We start from the raw sequence: 16470 nt of genomic DNA, 5'->3' as shown, positions 1-16470 counted from the left end.
GTCACTCAATCAAGGAAAACAGCATGTCCAACGTATTCATCGCCTTTCAGGCCAATGAGGAGTCCAGACCGATCGTCGAGGCGATCGTCGCGGACAACCCGCTCGCGGTGGTGGTCGAGTCGCCCGGCATGGTCAAGATCGATTCGCCCGACCGGCTGACGATTCGCCGCGAAACGATCGAGACACTGACCGGCACGCGGTTCGACCTGCAGCAGCTTCAGGTGAACCTGATCACGCTGTCCGGCCACATCGACGAGGACGACGACCAGTTCACGCTGAGCTGGACGCACTGAACGCCGCGCAACGCACACCGCCAACACCGGAGACACGCATGGACACGCCAACGCTCAAGAAAAAGCTCGGCCTGAAGGACCGCTACGCGGCAATGACACGCGGCCTCGGCTGGGAGACGACCTATCAGCCGATGGACAAGGTCTTCCCGTACGACCGCTACGAGGGCATCAAGATCCACGACTGGGACAAGTGGGTCGACCCGTTCCGCCTGACGATGGACGCGTACTGGAAATACCAGGGCGAGAAGGAAAAGAAGCTGTATGCGGTGATCGACGCATTCACGCAGAACAACGCGTTCCTCGGCGTGACCGACGCGCGCTACATCAACGCGCTGAAACTGTTCATCCAGGGCGTGACGCCGCTCGAATACCTCGCGCATCGCGGCTTCGCGCACGTCGGCCGGCACTTCACCGGCGAAGGCGCGCGCATCGCGTGCCAGATGCAGTCGATCGACGAATTGCGGCACTACCAGACCGAAACGCACGCGATGTCGACGTACAACAAGTTCTTCAACGGGTTCCATCACTCGAACCACTGGTTCGACCGCGTCTGGTACCTGTCGGTGCCGAAGTCGTTCTTCGAGGATGCGTATTCGTCGGGGCCGTTCGAATTCCTGACTGCGGTGAGCTTCTCGTTCGAGTACGTGCTGACGAACCTGCTGTTCGTGCCGTTCATGTCGGGCGCCGCGTACAACGGCGACATGTCGACCGTCACGTTCGGCTTCTCCGCGCAGTCGGACGAATCGCGCCACATGACGCTCGGCATCGAGTGCATCAAGTTCCTGCTCGAACAGGATCCCGGCAACGTGCCGATCGTGCAGCGCTGGATCGACAAGTGGTTCTGGCGCGGCTACCGGCTGCTGACGCTGGTCGCGATGATGATGGACTACATGCAGCCGAAGCGCGTGATGAGCTGGCGCGAATCGTGGGAAATGTACGCGGAGCAGAACGGCGGCGCGCTGTTCAAGGATCTCGCGCGCTACGGCATTCGCGAGCCGAAGGGCTGGCAGGACGCGTGCGAAGGCAAGGATCACATCAGCCACCAGGCGTGGTCGACGTTCTACGGCTTCAACGCGGCCTCCGCGTTCCACACGTGGGTGCCGGCCGAAGACGAGCTGGCATGGCTGTCCGCGAAGTATCCCGACTCGTTCGACCGCTACTACCGCCCGCGCTTCGACTACTGGGGCGAGCAGGCGAAGGCCGGCAACCGCTTCTACATGAAGACGCTGCCGATGCTGTGCCAGACCTGCCAGATCCCGATGCTGTTCACCGAACCGGGCAACCCGACGAAGATCGGCGCGCGCGAATCGGACTACCTCGGCAACAAGTTCCATTTCTGCAGCGATCACTGCAAGGAAATCTTCGACCACGAGCCGCAGAAATACGTGCAGGCGTGGCTGCCGGTGCACCAGATCCATCAGGGCAACTGTTTTCCGCCCGATGCGGACCCGAGCGCCGAAGGCTTCGATCCGCTTGCCGCGGTGCTCGACTACTACGAAGTGGGCATGGGCCGGGACAACCTCGATTTCGACGGCTCGGAAGACCAGAAGAATTTCGCGGCATGGCGTGGCCAGGCCACGAGCAACTGATACGCAACCTTGAAGAGGGCCCGCGCGCGCGATGCGCGAACGCGGGCCGACAGGAGACAAGCATGGCCGTCATCGCGCTCAAACCCTACGACTTCCCGATGAAGGACGCGGTCGGGAAGTTTCCGGCACCGCTGCTCTACGTGTGCTGGGAAGACCACCTGATGTTTCCGGCGCCGTTCTGCCTGCCGGTGCCGCCCGACCTGCCGTTCGGCGCGCTCGCGAAGGACGTGCTGCCGCCGGTCTACGGCTATCACCCCGACTTCGCGAAGATCGACTGGGACCGCGTCGAGTGGTTCCGCTCCGGCGAGCCGTGGGCGCCGGATGCAGCGAAAAGCCTGGCCGGCAACGGCCTCGGGCACAAGGACCTGATCAGCTTCCGCACACCGGGCCTCGACGGCCTCGGCGGCGCGAGCTTCTGACCGCCACGCGGACGAGCGAACCATCATGAGCCACCAACTTACCATCGAGCCGCTGGGCGTCACGATCGAGGTCGAGGAAGGACAGACGATGCTCGACGCCGCGTTGCGCCAGGGCATCTACATTCCGCACGCGTGCTGTCACGGCCTGTGCGGCACCTGCAAGGTCGCGGTGCTCGACGGCGAGACCGACCTCGGCGACGCGAATCCGTTCGCGCTGATGGACTTCGAGCGCGAGGAAGGCAAGGCGCTCGCATGCTGCGCGACGCTGCAGGCCGACACCGTGATCGAGGCCGACGTCGACGAGGAGCCGGATGCGGAAATCATCCCGGTCAAGGATTTCGCGGCCGACGTCACGCGTATCGAGACGCTTACGCCGACCATCAAGTCGATTCGCCTGAAGCTGTCGCAGCCGATCCGGTTCCAGGCCGGCCAGTACGTGCAACTCGAGATTCCGGGGCTCGGGCAGAGCCGCGCGTTCTCGATCGCGAATGCACCGGCCGCCGTCGCGGCCACCGGCGAGATCGAGCTGAACGTGCGGCAGGTGCCGGGCGGGCTCGGCACCGGCTACCTGCACGAGCAGCTGGCGACGGGCGACCGCGTGCGCCTGTCGGGCCCGTACGGCCGCTTCTTCGTGCGCCGTTCGGCCGCGCTGCCGATGATCTTCATGGCCGGCGGGTCGGGGCTGTCGAGCCCGCGTTCGATGATCGCGGACCTGCTCGACGGCGGCGCCACCGCGCCGATCACGCTGGTCTACGGCCAGCGCAACGCGAAGGAACTCTATTACCACGACGAATTCCGCGCGCTGGCCGAACGCCATCCGAACTTCACGTATGTGCCGGCGCTGTCGGAAGGCACGCCGGACACGGGCGGCGGGATCGCGCACGGGTTCGTGCACGACGTCGCGAAGGCGCATTTCGACGGCGACTTCTCGGGTCATCAGGCCTACCTGTGCGGACCGCCCGCGATGATCGACGCATGCATCACCACGCTAATGCAGGGGCGCCTGTTCGAGCGCGACATCTATCACGAGAAGTTCATCTCGGCGGCCGACGCGCAACAGACGCGCAGCCCGCTGTTCCGGCGGGTGTGACATGGACGCTGGCCGCATGTGCGGGACGGTCACGATCGCGCAAACCGGCGAGCGCTACGCATGCGCGGCCGGCGAGTCGTTGCTGGCCGGCATGGCGAAGCTCGGCCGGCGCGGCATTCCGGTCGGCTGCCTGAACGGCGGGTGCGGCGTGTGCAAGGTGCGCGTGCTGCACGGCGCGGTACGCAAGCTCGGGCCGATCAGCCGCGCGCACGTGAGCGCCGACGAAGAGGGCGACGGTTATGCGCTCGCGTGCCGCGTGGTGCCCGACGGCGACGTCGAGCTGGAAGTGGCCGGCCGGCTGAGCAAGCCGTTTTTCTGCGGGTCGGCCTGCGCCGGTGCGCCGGATTTCAACAAGTAACCAGGAGGAGACACATCATGGGTGTGATGCGTATTGGTCATGTCAATCTGAAGGTGATGGACATGGAAGCGGCGCTGCGTCATTACGTGCGCGTGCTCGGCATGCAGGAAACGATGCGCGACGCGGCGGGCAACGTCTACCTGAAATGCTGGGACGAATGGGACCGATATTCGCTGATCCTGTCGCCGTCCGACCAGGCGGGACTCAAGCACGCGGCCTACAAGGTCGAGCACGATGCCGATCTGGACGTGCTGCAGCAGCGTATCGACGCCTACGGGATCGAGACGGAGATGCTCCCCGAAGGCGCGCTGCCTGTGGTGGGCCGCCAGTTGCGATTCCAGCTGCCGAGCGGGCACGAGTTGCGCCTGTATGCGAAGAAGGAGCAGGTCGGCACCGCGGTCGGTTCGCTGAATCCCGATCCCTGGCCCGACGATATTCCGGGCTCGGCCGTGCACTGGCTCGACCACTGCCTGCTGATGTGCGAACTGAACCCCGAGGCCGGCGTGAACCGCGTCGAGGAGAACACGCGCTTCATGGCCGAGTGCCTCGACTTCCATCTGGCCGAGCAGGTGATGGTCGGCCCCGGCAACACGATCCGGGCCGCGACGTGGATGTTCCGCAGCTCGACGCCGCATGACATCGCGTTCGTCGGCGGGCCGCGCAATGGCCTGCATCACATCGCGTTCTTCCTCGACGACTGGGCCGACGTGCTGAAGTCGGCCGACGTGATGGCAAAGAACAAGGTGAAGATCGACGTCGCGCCGACGCGGCATGGCATCACGCGCGGCACGACCATCTATTTCTTCGATCCTAGCGGCAACCGCAACGAGACCTTTGCGGGGCTCGGCTATCTCGCGCAACCCGACCGCCCGGTCACGACGTGGACCGAGGAGGAACTCGGGCGCGGCATCTTCTTCCACTCCGGCGAGCTGAACGAAGCGTTCACGACCGTCTACACCTGACCCGCGCGGGAGCACAGCGTCATGGCATCGAACGATTCGACCCGAAGCGTCGATCTGCGCACGATCGACTGGCCCGCCGCGGCGCGCGCCGCGCAGGCGGCGGCACAGGCGGCCGAGCGGCTCGGCGTGCGCGTGAACGTCGCGGTCGTCGACGCGGCCGGCCTGCTCGCGGCGTTCGTGCGGATGCCCGGCGCGCCGCTGCATTCGATCGACATCGCGATCGACAAGGCATACACGGCCGCAAGCTTCGGCCTGCCGACCGGCGCCTGGCACGACGCGCTGGGTGCGCACTCGGAGGCAGTGCGGCAAGGGCTCGTCTTGCGTGCGCGCTTCGTCGCGTTCGGGGGCGGGTTGCCGATCGTCGAGGACGGCGTGCGGATCGGCGGCATCGGCGTGTCGGGCGGCAGCGAGGCGGAGGACGAGCGTTGCGCATACGCGGGCCTCGAAGCGGCCGGCTTCGGCGGCCCGTGACGGGCCGCACGCGAAAGCGCTTCACGAACGAACCGGATCACGAATTCACGACTATCGGCAGACACATCATGTACGACACGGAACCCATCGCCGCGACACGCGGCTCCACCGGCGGGCAGCCGGACCTGCGGCTCGTCCGCAATTTCATCGACGGCGACTATCGCGCGGGCGAACGCTGGTTCGACAAGCGCTCGCCGCTCGACAACGCTGTGATCGCGCGCGTGGCCGAAGCGAGCCGCGCCGATGTCGACGCGGCCGTCCACGCGGCGCGCGCGGCGTTGTCGGGGCCATGGGGCGGCTTCACCGTCGCGCAGCGCGTCGAGATCCTGTACGCGGTGGCGGACGGCATCACGCGCCGCTTCGACGATTTCCTCGAAGCCGAGGTGGCCGACACCGGCAAGCCGGTGAGCCTCGCGCGTCATATCGACATTCCGCGCGGCGCGGCGAACTTCAAGGTGTTCGCCGACGTCGTGAAGAACGTGCCCGGCGAAACCTTCGAAATGGCGACGCCGGATGGCGCGGGCGCGCTCAACTACGCGATCCGCCGGCCGGTCGGCGTGGTCGGCGTGATCTGCCCGTGGAACCTGCCGCTGCTGCTGATGACGTGGAAGGTCGGGCCGGCGCTCGCCTGCGGCAACACGGTGGTCGTGAAGCCGTCGGAGGAAACGCCGCAGACGGCCGCGCTGCTCGGCGAGGTGATGAACGCGGCAGGCGTGCCGCGCGGTGTCTACAACGTCGTGCACGGCTTCGGGCCCGATTCGGCCGGCGAATTCCTGACGACCCATCCCGGCGTGAACGCGATCACGTTCACCGGCGAGACGCGCACCGGCGCGGCGATCATGAAGGCGGCGGCCGACGGCGCGCGGCCCGTCAGCCTCGAGATGGGCGGCAAGAACGCGGCGATCGTGTTCGCCGACTGCGATTTCGACGCGGCCGTCGAGGGCACGCTGCGCTCGTGCTTCGCGAACGCCGGACAGGTGTGTCTCGGCACCGAGCGCGTGTATGTCGAGCGGCCGCTGTTCGAGCGCTTCGTCGCCGCACTGAAGGCTGGCGCCGAGCGGCTGCGGCCGGGCCGCCCGGACGCGGAAACGACCGGCATCGGCCCGCTGATCAGCCAGGAACACCGCGACAAGGTGCTGTCGTACTACCGCAAGGCGGCCGAACTCGGCGCGACGGTCGTGACGGGCGGCGGCGTGCCCGACATGCCGGACGACTTGCGCGGCGGCGCGTGGGTGCAGCCGACGATCTGGACGGACCTCGGCGACGATTCGCCGATCGCGCGCGACGAGATTTTCGGCCCGTGCACGCTGGTGATGCCGTTCGATTCCGAAGCCGAAGTGATCGGCCGCGCGAATGCGAATGCATACGGGCTGTCGACCGCGATCTGGACGGCCAGCCTGTCCCGTGCGCATCGCGTCGCCGCGTCGATCGACGTCGGCATCGCATGGGTCAACTCATGGTTCCTGCGCGACCTGCGCACCGCGTTCGGCGGCGCGAAGCAATCGGGCATCGGCCGCGAAGGCGGCGTGCATTCGCTCGAGTTCTACACGGAGCTCCGCAACGTCTGCATCAAGCTCTGACTCCCCACGTTACTGATCGGAAGACTCTTATGGACTCCATGTTGATTACCGCGCTGGGCGACCGGTTGTACGACGCGATGCGGTCACGCACGCCGGTCGCGCCGCTGACGTCGCAGCACGAGGACCTGTCGGTCGACGACGCTTACCGGATCCAGCAGCGCTTCGTCCAGCGCCGCCTGGACGCCGGCGAGAACGTCATCGGCAAGAAGATCGGCGTCACGTCGAAGGCCGTGATGGACATGCTCGGCGTGTACCAGCCGGACTTCGGTTATCTGCTGTCGGGCATGGTGCATGGCGAAGGCGAATGCATCCCGCTCGACACGCTGATCCAGCCGAAGGCGGAAGGCGAGATCGCGTTCGTGCTGAAGCGCGACCTGCTCGGCCCCGGCGTGACGAACGCGATGGTGCTGGCCGCGACCGAATGCGTGATGCCGTGCTTCGAGATCGTCGATTCGCGCATTCGCGACTGGAAGATCCGGATCGGCGACACGGTCGCGGACAACGCGTCGTGCGGCGTATTCGTGCTCGGCGACAAAGCGGTGAGCACGCGCCGCGTCGATCTCGCGACCTGCGGGATGGTGTTCGAGAAGAACGGCGACGTGATCGGCACCGGTGCCGGCGCGGCGGCGCTCGGTTCGCCGGTGAATGCCGTCGCATGGCTGGCCAATACGCTCGGCCGTCTCGGCATTCCGCTGAAGGCGGGCGAAGTGATCCTGTCCGGCGCGCTCGCCGCGATGGCGCCGGTCGGGAGCGGCGACAACTTCCGCGTGTCGATCGGCGGGATCGGCGCGTGTTCGGTGCGGTTCGCGTGAGCGGCGCCCTCATTCACTGGCAAACAAGGAACTCCCCATGACCAGAAAGATCCGTTGCGCGCTGATCGGCCCCGGCAATATCGGCACCGACCTGCTCGCCAAGCTGATGCGCAGCCCCGTGCTCGAACCCGTCTGGATGGTTGGCATCGATCCCCATTCCGACGGCCTGAAGCGTGCGCGCGAACTCGGCCTGAAGACCACCGCGGGCGGCGTCGACGGCCTGCTGCCGCACGTGCAGGCCGACGGCGTGCAGATCGCGTTCGATGCGACGAGCGCTTACGTTCACGCGGAGAACAGTCGCAAGCTCAACGCGCTCGGCGTGCTGATGATCGATCTGACGCCGGCCGCGATCGGCCCGTATTGCGTGCCGCCCGTCAACCTGAAGGATCACATCGGCTCGGGCGAGATGAACGTGAACATGGTCACGTGCGGCGGCCAGGCGACGATTCCGATGGTGCGTGCGATCTCCCGCGTGCAGCCGGTCGCGTACGGCGAGATCGTCGCGACCGTGTCGTCGCGCTCGGTCGGCCCCGGCACGCGCAAGAACATCGACGAGTTCACGCGCACGACGGCGGCGGCCGTTGCGCAGGTCGGCGGCGCGAAGGACGGCAAGGCGATCATCGTGATCAACCCGGCCGACCCGCCGCTGATCATGCGCGACACCGTGCATTGCCTGACCGAAGATGAGCCCGACCAGGCACGCATCGTCGAATCGGTGCACGCGATGATCGCAGACGTGCAGCGCTACGTGCCGGGCTACCGGCTCGTCAACGGGCCGGTGTTCGACGGCAAGCGCGTGTCGGTCTACCTCGAGGTCGAAGGCCTCGGCGACTACCTGCCGAAATACGCGGGCAACCTCGACATCATGACGGCCGCCGCCGCGCGCACCGCCGAGATGTTCGCCGAGGAACTGCTGGCGGGACGCCTCGCGCTGGCGCCCGCCGCGCACGCAGTGGCCTGATGCCCGCGCACGCATATCCCACGATCGGACGAACAAAGGAACGGCAATGAATCTCAAAGGCAAGCGAATCACCGTCCACGACATGACGCTGCGTGACGGCATGCACCCGAAGCGTCACCAGATGACGCTCGACCAGATGCGCTCGGTCGCGAGCGGGCTCGACGCGGCCGGCGTGCCGCTGATCGAAGTCACGCACGGCGACGGGCTCGGCGGATCGTCGGTCAACTACGGCTTTCCCGCGCACACCGACGCCGAATACCTCGGCGCGGTGATCCCGCTGCTGAAGCGCGCGAAGGTATCGGTGCTGCTGCTGCCGGGCATCGGCACCGTCGACCACCTGAAGGAGGCGCACGCGCTCGGCGTGCATACGATCCGCGTCGCGACGCACTGCACCGAGGCGGACGTCTCCGAGCAGCACATCGCGATGGCGCGCCAGCTCGACATGGATACCGTCGGCTTCCTGATGATGAGCCACATGAACAGCCCGGAAGGGCTGGTGAAGCAGGCGAAGCTGATGGAGTCGTACGGCGCGAACTGCATCTACATCACCGATTCCGCGGGCTACATGCTGCCCGACGACGTGAAGGCGCGTCTGGGCGCGGTGCGCGACGCACTGCAGCCGGAGACGGAACTCGGCTTTCACGGCCACCACAATCTCGCGATGGGTGTCGCGAACTCGATCGCCGCGATCGAGGCCGGCGCGAACCGGATCGACGGCGCGGCGGCCGGGCTCGGCGCCGGCGCCGGCAACACGCCGCTCGAGGTGTTCGTCGCGGTGTGCGAGCGGATGGGCATCGAAACCGGCGTCGACGTGTGGAAGATCCAGGACGTCGCGGAGGATCTCGTCGTGCCGATGATGGATTTCCCGATCCGCATCGATCGCGATGCGCTGACGCTCGGCTACGCGGGCGTGTACGGCTCGTTCCTGCTGTTCGCGAAGCGCGCGGGCGAGAAGTACGGCGTGCCGGCGCGCGACATCCTCGTCGAGCTCGGCCGGCGCGGGATGGTCGGCGGGCAGGAAGACATGATCGAGGACACCGCGCTGACGCTCGCGAAGGCGCGCGCGGCGCAAACGAAGCGGGAGGCCGCATGAATCTGACCACCGAAACCGTCGAGTCGCTCGCCGCGCATCTCGACGACTGCATGCGCGACGCACGCGACACGCCGAAGATCACCGACCGCCATCCGGAGATGGACTGGGACGACGCCTACGCGGTTCAGGACGAGATCCGCCGCCGGCAGCTCGCGCGCGGCGCGCGCATCGTCGGCTACAAGGCCGGCCTGACGTCGCACGCGAAGATGCGCCAGATGGGCGTCGACACGCCCGTGTTCGGCTTCCTGACCGATCTTTACGACTTGCCCGACGGCGGCGAGTGCGACACGTCCGCGTTGATCCATCCGAAGGTGGAGCCCGAGATCGCGTTCGTCACGAAGGCCGAACTGAGGGGGCCCGGCTGTCATATCGGTGCGGTGCTGGCCGCGACGGATTTCGTCGTCGCCGGCATCGAGGTGATCGACAGCCGCTACCGCGACTTCAAGTTCGACCTGAAGAGCGTGGTGGCCGACAACACGTCGGCCGCGCGCTTCGTCGCGGGCGGCCGCCCGTTGGCGGTGGACGGCGTCGATCTGCGCACGCTCGGCGTCGTGCTCGAGAAGAACGGGCTGCCGGTCGCGTTCGGCGCCGGCGCGGCGGTGCTCGGGCATCCGGCCGCCGCGATCGCGATGCTCGCGAACCATCTGGGGGCGCGCGGCGAATCGATTCCCGCGGGCAGCCTGATCCTGTCGGGCGGCATCACCGAGGCGGTGGCGGTCGAAGCGGGCGATAGCGTGACGCTGCGCGTGCAGGACATCGGGTCGGTCGGCCTGCGATTCATCTGACGAGGAGGCCGATCGTGCCGGTTGCTCATCTGTACATCCTGGAAGGCCGCGACGACGACAAGAAGGAACGCCTGATCGCCGAGGTCACCGAAGCCATCCATCGCTCGCTCGACGCGCCGATCGAATCGGTGCGCGTGATCATCACCGAGATGCCGAAGGCGCATTTCGGGATCGGCGGGCAGAGCGCGAAGAAGCGCGGGCGCTGACGCGCCGCGCCTACACGAATCGACTGGAGGAGCGTCATGTCACCCAATCCTGAAATCGGCCGCCGGATCGTCGCCGGCGGCATCGACACGAACTATCACGACCATGGCGACGGGCCGCCCGTGCTGCTGATCCACGGCTCGGGGCCGGGCGTCACGGCCTATGCGAACTGGCGGCTCACGATGCCCGCGCTCGCGCGGCAGTTTCGCGTGATCGCGCCGGACATGGCCGGATTCGGCGAGACCGAGCGCCCGGCCGGGTACCGGTATTCGATGGACCACTGGGTCGATCACGCACTCGGCTTGCTCGACGCGCTGGGCGTCGAGCGCGCGCACTTGATCGGCAATTCGTTCGGCGGCGCGCTGGCGCTTGCATTGGCGATCCGGGCGCCCGCGCGGGTCGGGCGACTCGTGCTGATGGGCGCCGCGGGAACGCGTTTCACGCTGACCGAAGGGCTCGATGCGGTGTGGGGCTACACGCCGTCGATCGCGAACATGCGCGCGCTGCTGGACATCTTCGCATTCGATCGCACGCTGGTGAACGACGAACTCGCGAAGCTGCGCTACGACGCGAGCGTGCGGCCTGGCTACCAGGAGGCGTTCGCGAACATGTTTCCGGCGCCTCGCCAGCGCTGGGTCGACGCGCTCGCGAGCGACGAAGCGAAGCTGCGCGCGCTGACGCACGACACGCTGATCGTGCACGGCCGCGAGGACCGCGTGATTCCGCTCGAGAGTTCGCTGAAGCTGGCCGCACTGCTGCCGAATGCGCAGCTTCACGTGTTCGGCCGGTGCGGGCACTGGACGCAGATCGAGCACGCGGCCCGCTTCAACCGGCTCGTCATCGATCACTTCAACGAGTAGGGCATCGGCAGGACAGGTCGCGCAGGACAACCATAAAAAAATCAAATCAGTAGAACGAATATTGGAGACATCGATGAAACGAAAAACTGCATACGGATTGATCTCGCTCGCCGCGTGCGCGGGCATGGCGCTGAGCACTGGTGCACGGGCGACGGAGGGTGGCGGCGATACGATCGGCGAGGGCGCGGAAGCGTTCTTCGCCGGCGCGCTGCCGCCGGCTGGCCTCTACGGGCTGCTGTACTACACGCATTACCATGCGTCGCGCTTCAACGATTCGCACGGCAATGGCGCGGTGCCGGGCTTCAAGCTCGATGCCGACGTGCTGATTCCGCGCGTCGTCTGGATGTCGAACCTGTCGGTGCTCGGCGGGCGCTTCGGCGTGTATGCGGTGCTGCCGATGGAACACCTGGCGCTGGATGCGGGCGGCGCGTCGTTCGACCGCACCAATCTCGGCGACCTGATCGTCAGCCCGGCGCTGATCGCATGGGGCTCGGGGGCGCTGCGGACCGTCGCGGCGATCGAATTCGTGTTCCCGACCGGGCAGTACGACGCGCATGCGGCGCTGAATACCGGCAAGCACTACTACACCGCACGGCCGGTATTCGGCGTGTCGTGGTTGCCGAACGACAAGATCGAGGTTTCCGCGAAGATCACGTACAGCTTCAACTCGCCGAACAACGACACCCATTACCACTCGGGGAACCTGTTCCACGTCGACTATTCGGCGAGCTATGCGGTTACGCCGAAGGCGCGGGTCGGGTTGTCGGGCTACTTCGTCAAGCAGACCACCGACGACATGCAGAACGGGCAGCCGGCTGCGGGTGACGGGTTCCGCGGGCAGGTGTTCGCGATCGGGCCGGGCGTGCGCTACCAGTTCGGCAAGGTCAGCGTCGAAGCGCGGGTGGTGAAGGAGTTTTTCGTCCGCAACCGGCCGGCCGGTGAGGCCGTGTGGGCGAAGGCCGTCATTCCGTTCTGACGGGCGGAAGGCGTATCGCTTGTTCCGCGCGTGACGCCGCCGTCGCGGGGCGTTACGCCGCGCGTTACCGGGCGAGCGACGCGAGGCGCGGAAACAGCGCAAGCGCGTTGCCGCGGTTGATCGCACCGTGCCGCTCGGCGCTCAGCGCCGCGCAGGCATCCTGCTCCGCGGCAAACGACGTGCTGACGGCGGCCGGCGCGTACGGGAAATCGCTTCCGTACAGAATGTGGCCGGGCTGCGCGAATGCGACGAGGCTCGGCAGCGCCGACGGGGACGACAGCGCGGTGTCGAAGTAGAACGTTCGGAGAAGATCGAGCAGCCCGTCGCGGGTCGGCACGTCGTCGCGCACGCCAGGCGCCAGTTCCGCGAACCGGTAGGCCGCGTACGGCAGGAAGCCGCCCGCATGCGACAGGATGATGCGCACGTTCGGGTGTCGCGCGATCACGCCGTCGAGCACGAGCTGCAGCGCGGTGCGCGTCGTATCGAACGGATAGTCGAGCAGCGGGCCGGGCATCCCGGGCAATGCGTCGATCGCTGGCTTCGCGGGGTGGATGAAGACCACCGCGCGGCGGCGATCGAGTTCGGCCCAGACGGCTTCGAACGCCGGGTCGCCGAGATAGACGCCGCCATAGTTGCTGAGCAGCACGACGCCGTCGGCGTTCAGCGCATCGAACGCATGGTCGATTTCCGCCAGCGTGCCGTCGACGTCGGGCAGCGGCAACGTGGCGAAGTTGCCGAAGCGCGCCGGATGGTTCGCGACGAGGCCGGCCGTGTATTCATTCACCTTGCGTGCGAGGTCGCGCTTCGCGTGACCGTTCCATCCCTGCACGCCCGGTGCGGTCAGCGACAGCACGCCGGTCTGGATTTCCAGCGCATCCATGAAGGCGAGCGCGCGCTCCGGGCTCCATGCGGGGCTTTTCCAGCCGGACGGATCGCCGCCGTGCGCGGGCAACGCATCGGCCCAGAAGGGCGGAACGACGTGCTGATGAACATCGATGCGGTTGAGCGTGGACATGATCGGGCTCCTGAGGAAGTGCGCTGCGTTGCAGCGTTCGATCGTCAGGATGCGCGTGGTTGATTTTTCAATCCAATAGATTAAATTTGAAGATTGATTGTTTTGAGTGATTGATCGACCGTATGGATCTTCGTCATTTGCGCTACTTTCTCGCGGTTGCCGAAGAAGGGCATTTCGGCCGCGCGGCGGAGCGGCTGCATATCGTGCAGCCCGCATTGAGTGTGCAGATCCGCGCGCTCGAGGATGAACTGGGAACCGCGCTGTTCGAGCGCAGTACGCGCAAGGTCGCGTTGACGGATGCGGGCCGGCTGCTGGTGATCGAGGCACGGCGCACGCTCGAGCAGGCCGAACGCACGAAGGCCGTGGTTCAGCGCGCGGCGCGCGGCGAGACGGGGGTGGTGCGGGTCGGCTTCGTCGGGAATGCGGTCGCGACCGGGCGTCTGTCCGACGATCTGACCGCGTTTCATGCGGCATGGCCGCTCGTGGCGCTCGATCTGCACGAAATGGCGCCGGCCGCGCAGCAGGATGCGATCCTCGCGGGCCGCCTCGACATCGGCTATTGCCCGGCGTTCGGCACGGCCTTCGATGCGAAGCTGGCCGTGCGAACGGTCGGAAGCTGGTCGTGGGAAGTGGCGATGAGCGACAGGCATCCGCTGGCGAAGCGGCGCTCGGTGAGCGTTGCGGCGCTGGCCGACGAACCGTTCATCGTCTACGCCGCCGACGGCGACGACGAAGGGCAACTGGCGATCCTGCGGCAGGTGCTCGGCAAGGCGCCGCGCATCGCGCACAAGGTGAGCAGCACGTTGTCCGTGCTGGCACTGACCGGTGCCGGCTTGGGGGTGACGCTCGCGCCGGCGCCGCTCAGCCGGATCGCGGCGCCGAATGTCGTGTACCGGAAACTTGCCGGGAGCGCGCCGAGATCGGAACTCGTCGCGATCAGCCGGATCGGCGGGGAATGGGGCGCGGTACGGCAGTATCTGGCGATGCTGGGCGAGCGCGCCGCATGAGCGGTGCGCCAGCGCCGCGACGCATGGCGCCGCGGCGCACCGGCGTCACTCCTCGTCCATCAACCGGACCTTGACCCGCTTGCCCTTGATCTTCCCGGCATTGAGCTTGCGCAGCGCGTCGCGCGCGACGCCGCGCTCGATCGCGACATAGGTCGAGAACTCGGTCACGTTGATCTTGCCGATCTGCTTGCCGTCGAACCCGGCGTCGCCGGTCAGCGCGCCGAGCACGTCGCCCGGACGGATCTTGTCCTTGCGTCCGCCGAGGATCTGCAGCGTTTCCATCGGCGGCAGCAGCACGCTGTCGTCCGCTGGCTTCAGTTCGGCGAGCGGATGCCATTCGACTTCGCGCTTCTGCGCCTGCTCGATCGCGCCGACGCGGCCCATCTCGTCCATGCTCGCGAGGCTCAGCGCCCAGCCGTCCTGATCCGCGCGGCCCGTGCGGCCGATGCGGTGCACATGCACTTCGGGGTCGGGCGTCACGTCGACGTTGATCACCGCTTCGAGCTGCGCGATATCGAGCCCGCGCGCGGCGACGTCGGTTGCCACCAGCACCGAGCAGCTGCGGTTCGCGAACTGGATCAGCACCTGGTCGCGCTCGCGCTGGTCGAGCTCGCCGTGCAGCGCGAGCGCGTGGAAGCCCTGCGCGTGCAGCACGTCGAGCAGGTCGCGGCACTGCTGCTTGGTGTTGCAGAACGCGATCGTGCTCACCGGCCGGTAGTGGTTCAGCAACTGGCCGACCGCATGCAGCCGCTCGTCCTCGGTCACTTCATAGAAGCGCTGTCGGATCTTGCTGTCGTCGTGGCGTTCCGCGAGCTTGATTTCCTTCGGATTGCGCAGGAACTGCTGGCTCAGCTTCACGATGCCGTCCGGATAGGTCGCGGAAAACAGCAGCGTCTGCCGCGTCGTCGGGCACATCCGCGCGACCTTCGCGATGTCGTCGAAGAAGCCCATGTCGAGCATCCGGTCGGCTTCGTCGAGCACCAGCGTATTCAGCGCGTCGAGCTTCAGGTTGCCGCGTTCGAGGTGATCCATGATGCGGCCCGGCGTGCCGACGACGATGTGCGCGCCGTGCTCGAGGCTCTGCGCCTGCGGGCGCATCGGCGTGCCGCCGCACAGCGTCAGCACCTTCACGTTTTCCTCGCCGCGCGCGAGGCGGCGCACTTCCTGCGCGACCTGGTCGGCGAGTTCGCGCGTCGGGCACAGGATCATCGCCTGCACGTCGAAGCTGCGCGCATCGAGGCGCGACAGCAGCGCGAGCGAGAACGCGGCGGTCTTGCCGCTGCCCGTCTTCGCCTGCGCGATCAGGTCCTGGCCGGCCAGCGCGATCGGCAGGCTGGCGGCCTGGATCGGCGTCATGTCGACATAGCCGAGCTGCGCGAGATTGGCGAGCGTGGCGGGTGTCAGCGGCAGCGCGCTGAACGGCGTGGCGGTCGGTTGGGTCAAGACACGTCTCCGAGGTAGGGTCGGCCTTCCATCTGCTCGTAGACGACGTTGCCTTCGTCGTCCTCGAAGCGTTCGAGATAGTTGCGGGCGCCGCACAGCGGGCAGCGGAACAGCAGCCCCTGGCCCTCGTCCTTGATGACGACGTCGGACGTCTCCCACGGCGAGCCGCAGCTCTGGTTTCGGCAGGTAAACACGGTCTTTCTCCAGCTGAATTCGGTTGTGCGCCCTTGGCGGGCGGGCTCGGGCGCCGCACGGCCACGGCGGTCGCGTGCACCCGCGGGAGCGGGGCGGTGCGGACGGTGGCGTAAGGGCGCGACGCTGCGGATGATGGATCGGGAGGGCGATTCGGGATCGCGCGTGCCGCAATTCTAGCGGATACCGCGCGCCGCGCCGGGCCGGATGCGGCGGAACCGGCGCAATCGGTCGATTTTGCCCGGTGTCGCGGCCGTGCGGCTGGGTGGCACGCGCCGGGCCGCCTGGCGCCGACGCAAAAACGGCCATCCTCGCGGATGGCCGCAGATCGCCGACTGCCTCCCCGTTCTTCGGAGCGAG

The 16470-nt window shown here is 67.2% G+C and carries 19 protein-coding genes; 16 read left to right on the top strand and 3 right to left on the bottom strand.

What is annotated here, in order from left to right; genetic code table 11:
- Positions 1-23 precede the first annotated feature (23 nt).
- The 15 genes from C4B30_RS06245 to C4B30_RS06175 all read left to right on the top strand — a co-directional run bounded on the left by C4B30_RS06245 (position 24) and on the right by C4B30_RS06175 (position 12453).
- Positions 24-293, top strand: coding sequence for an MmoB/DmpM family protein (locus C4B30_RS06245; RefSeq protein ID WP_105132069.1), 270 nt, complete (start codon positions 24-26; stop codon positions 291-293).
- A 38-nt stretch (positions 294-331) separates the two neighbouring features.
- Entirely contained in the window at positions 332-1882 is a 1551-nt protein-coding gene (locus tag C4B30_RS06240; RefSeq protein ID WP_105132068.1) for an aromatic/alkene/methane monooxygenase hydroxylase/oxygenase subunit alpha, read from the top strand.
- Between the two features lie 62 nt (positions 1883-1944).
- A complete protein-coding gene (locus C4B30_RS06235) occupies positions 1945-2301 on the top strand; it encodes a phenol hydroxylase subunit P4 (RefSeq protein WP_105132067.1) in 357 nt (118 codons plus the stop codon).
- 25 nt (positions 2302-2326) lie between these two features.
- The gene (locus tag C4B30_RS06230; RefSeq protein WP_105132066.1) at positions 2327-3391 is read left to right on the top strand and encodes an NADH:ubiquinone reductase (Na(+)-transporting) subunit F; all 1065 of its coding nucleotides are present in this window, start codon (positions 2327-2329) and stop codon (positions 3389-3391) included.
- A gap of 1 nt (position 3392) precedes the next feature.
- Positions 3393-3749 (top strand): 2Fe-2S iron-sulfur cluster-binding protein, encoded by a 357-nt coding sequence (locus C4B30_RS06225; protein WP_105132065.1) that lies wholly within the window; start codon positions 3393-3395, stop codon positions 3747-3749.
- A gap of 17 nt (positions 3750-3766) precedes the next feature.
- On the top strand, positions 3767-4711 hold the full coding sequence (locus tag C4B30_RS06220; RefSeq protein WP_105132064.1) for a catechol 2,3-dioxygenase: 945 nt from the start codon (positions 3767-3769) through the stop codon (positions 4709-4711).
- 21 nt (positions 4712-4732) lie between these two features.
- Entirely contained in the window at positions 4733-5182 is a 450-nt protein-coding gene (locus C4B30_RS06215) for a GlcG/HbpS family heme-binding protein (protein WP_105132063.1), read from the top strand.
- A gap of 68 nt (positions 5183-5250) precedes the next feature.
- On the top strand, positions 5251-6762 hold the full coding sequence (locus tag C4B30_RS06210; protein ID WP_199779053.1) for a 2-hydroxymuconic semialdehyde dehydrogenase: 1512 nt from the start codon (positions 5251-5253) through the stop codon (positions 6760-6762).
- A gap of 29 nt (positions 6763-6791) precedes the next feature.
- Positions 6792-7574, top strand: coding sequence for a 2-oxopent-4-enoate hydratase (gene dmpE / locus C4B30_RS06205; protein ID WP_105132062.1), 783 nt, complete (start codon positions 6792-6794; stop codon positions 7572-7574).
- A 37-nt stretch (positions 7575-7611) separates the two neighbouring features.
- On the top strand, positions 7612-8535 hold the full coding sequence (locus C4B30_RS06200; RefSeq protein ID WP_105132061.1) for an acetaldehyde dehydrogenase (acetylating): 924 nt from the start codon (positions 7612-7614) through the stop codon (positions 8533-8535).
- A gap of 46 nt (positions 8536-8581) precedes the next feature.
- Positions 8582-9628, top strand: coding sequence for a 4-hydroxy-2-oxovalerate aldolase (dmpG, locus tag C4B30_RS06195; RefSeq protein WP_105132060.1), 1047 nt, complete (start codon positions 8582-8584; stop codon positions 9626-9628).
- Positions 9625-10413: a 2-oxo-3-hexenedioate decarboxylase gene (gene dmpH / locus C4B30_RS06190; RefSeq protein WP_105132059.1), complete on the top strand. Its 789-nt coding sequence runs from the start codon at positions 9625-9627 to the stop codon at positions 10411-10413. The genes dmpG and dmpH overlap by 4 nt, the downstream gene beginning before the upstream one ends.
- 11 nt (positions 10414-10424) lie before the next feature.
- Positions 10425-10619 carry a 2-hydroxymuconate tautomerase gene (locus tag C4B30_RS06185; protein WP_267896563.1) on the top strand — a complete coding sequence of 65 codons (195 nt, stop codon included), beginning with the start codon at positions 10425-10427 and terminating at the stop codon, positions 10617-10619.
- 36 nt (positions 10620-10655) lie between these two features.
- Entirely contained in the window at positions 10656-11477 is an 822-nt protein-coding gene (locus tag C4B30_RS06180) for an alpha/beta fold hydrolase (RefSeq protein ID WP_105132057.1), read from the top strand.
- Between the two features lie 73 nt (positions 11478-11550).
- Positions 11551-12453 carry a SphA family protein gene (locus C4B30_RS06175; RefSeq protein WP_105132056.1) on the top strand — a complete coding sequence of 301 codons (903 nt, stop codon included), beginning with the start codon at positions 11551-11553 and terminating at the stop codon, positions 12451-12453.
- Between the two features lie 64 nt (positions 12454-12517).
- On the opposite strand, the gene hndA is transcribed toward C4B30_RS06175, so the two are convergent.
- The gene (gene hndA, locus C4B30_RS06170; protein WP_105132055.1) at positions 12518-13468 is read right to left on the bottom strand and encodes a 2-hydroxy-1-naphthoic acid nonoxidative decarboxylase; all 951 of its coding nucleotides are present in this window, start codon (positions 13466-13468) and stop codon (positions 12518-12520) included.
- 122 nt (positions 13469-13590) lie between these two features.
- On the opposite strand from hndA, the gene C4B30_RS06165 reads away from it, so the two are divergent.
- Positions 13591-14475 (top strand): LysR substrate-binding domain-containing protein, encoded by an 885-nt coding sequence (locus tag C4B30_RS06165; protein WP_105132054.1) that lies wholly within the window; start codon positions 13591-13593, stop codon positions 14473-14475.
- 45 nt (positions 14476-14520) lie between these two features.
- Here C4B30_RS06165 and dbpA read toward each other — a convergent pair whose 3' ends face one another.
- Together dbpA and C4B30_RS06155 are read right to left on the bottom strand one after the other, a co-directional pair.
- A complete protein-coding gene (dbpA, locus tag C4B30_RS06160) occupies positions 14521-15918 on the bottom strand; it encodes an ATP-dependent RNA helicase DbpA (RefSeq protein WP_027781938.1) in 1398 nt (465 codons plus the stop codon).
- Positions 15915-16112, bottom strand: coding sequence for a hypothetical protein (locus tag C4B30_RS06155; protein ID WP_027781939.1), 198 nt, complete (start codon positions 16110-16112; stop codon positions 15915-15917). The genes dbpA and C4B30_RS06155 overlap by 4 nt, the downstream gene beginning before the upstream one ends.
- Between the last annotated feature and the right edge of the window lie 358 nt (positions 16113-16470).

This window comes from Burkholderia sp. BE12, assembly GCF_002959955.1.
Taxonomy (GTDB): Bacteria; Pseudomonadota; Gammaproteobacteria; order Burkholderiales; family Burkholderiaceae; genus Burkholderia.
Note: the sequence above shows the minus strand (reverse complement) of the source record. Positions and strands in the feature narration are given on the sequence as shown.

Bases quoted from the DNA above. Each gene is read 5' to 3' on its own strand.
- dmpH (WP_105132059.1), top strand. From the start codon at position 9,625: ATGAATCTGACCACCGAAACCGTCGAGTCGCTCGCCGCGCATCTCGAC.
- hndA (WP_105132055.1), bottom strand. From the start codon at position 13,468: ATGTCCACGCTCAACCGCATCGATGTTCATCAGCACGTCGTTCCGCCC.
- C4B30_RS06180 (WP_105132057.1), top strand. From the start codon at position 10,656: ATGTCACCCAATCCTGAAATCGGCCGCCGGATCGTCGCCGGCGGCATC.
- C4B30_RS06225 (WP_105132065.1), top strand. From the start codon at position 3,393: ATGGACGCTGGCCGCATGTGCGGGACGGTCACGATCGCGCAAACCGGC.
- C4B30_RS06175 (WP_105132056.1), top strand. From the start codon at position 11,551: ATGAAACGAAAAACTGCATACGGATTGATCTCGCTCGCCGCGTGCGCG.
- C4B30_RS06245 (WP_105132069.1), top strand. From the start codon at position 24: ATGTCCAACGTATTCATCGCCTTTCAGGCCAATGAGGAGTCCAGACCG.
- dmpE (WP_105132062.1), top strand. From the start codon at position 6,792: ATGGACTCCATGTTGATTACCGCGCTGGGCGACCGGTTGTACGACGCG.
- C4B30_RS06235 (WP_105132067.1), top strand. From the start codon at position 1,945: ATGGCCGTCATCGCGCTCAAACCCTACGACTTCCCGATGAAGGACGCG.
- C4B30_RS06220 (WP_105132064.1), top strand. From the start codon at position 3,767: ATGGGTGTGATGCGTATTGGTCATGTCAATCTGAAGGTGATGGACATG.
- C4B30_RS06210 (WP_199779053.1), top strand. From the start codon at position 5,251: ATGTACGACACGGAACCCATCGCCGCGACACGCGGCTCCACCGGCGGG.
- dmpG (WP_105132060.1), top strand. From the start codon at position 8,582: ATGAATCTCAAAGGCAAGCGAATCACCGTCCACGACATGACGCTGCGT.
- C4B30_RS06230 (WP_105132066.1), top strand. From the start codon at position 2,327: ATGAGCCACCAACTTACCATCGAGCCGCTGGGCGTCACGATCGAGGTC.
- C4B30_RS06165 (WP_105132054.1), top strand. From the start codon at position 13,591: ATGGATCTTCGTCATTTGCGCTACTTTCTCGCGGTTGCCGAAGAAGGG.
- C4B30_RS06200 (WP_105132061.1), top strand. From the start codon at position 7,612: ATGACCAGAAAGATCCGTTGCGCGCTGATCGGCCCCGGCAATATCGGC.
- C4B30_RS06215 (WP_105132063.1), top strand. From the start codon at position 4,733: ATGGCATCGAACGATTCGACCCGAAGCGTCGATCTGCGCACGATCGAC.
- C4B30_RS06240 (WP_105132068.1), top strand. From the start codon at position 332: ATGGACACGCCAACGCTCAAGAAAAAGCTCGGCCTGAAGGACCGCTAC.